The following is a 512-nucleotide window of genomic DNA, read 5'->3' as shown; positions in this document are numbered from 1 at the left end:
TGTGGTCGCGGCCGGCGAGGGCGCGGATTTCACGCGCGACGCGATCGGCGCGCCGGCACCGCTCGATGCGTATGCGTCCGCGTGGACGGGCGGCATGCTCGTCGCGTCGCGCATGCGGCTGGCCGACCTCGTCGCCGAGCTCGACCGCTATCGCCGCGGCAGCCTGCGCTGCGACGCGGCCGTGGCCGACCTGCGCGTGTCGGGCACCTATCCGCTCGACGATCCCGCGCGCGTGCTCGACACGCTGAAGGCGACGCTGCCGATCGACGTTCACTACCTGACGCGCTACTGGGCGACGGTCGTGCCGGCTCGTTCGTGAGCGTTCTTAAAAAAATTTCTGCCGACCTGAGCTGTTTCTCGATGTTCGCGTGACATGGGTAATGAAAGCAGCACTGGCCCATCGTCCACCGACCTCCCGATCATGGTTTCCATCCGTTTCACGTATCGGCGCCGTCCGGCGCCTGCCCGACATCTGCCGCGCGCCGCGCGCCCGGCAGCACCTGCCGCACCTA

The 512-nt window shown here is 68.6% G+C and carries 1 pseudogene; it reads left to right on the top strand.

Annotated features, from left to right (window positions below):
* Positions 1-319: pseudogene (locus tag G3O06_RS48570) on the top strand (iron dicitrate transport regulator FecR); the annotation flags it as partial.
* Positions 320-512 lie beyond the last annotated feature (193 nt).

It is taken from the genome of Burkholderia sp. Ac-20345, from assembly GCF_017104825.1.
Lineage (GTDB): Bacteria > Pseudomonadota > Gammaproteobacteria > Burkholderiales > Burkholderiaceae > Burkholderia > Burkholderia lata_B.
The sequence above is the reverse complement of the archived record's forward strand: the minus strand, read 5'-3'. Positions and strand labels throughout refer to the sequence as shown.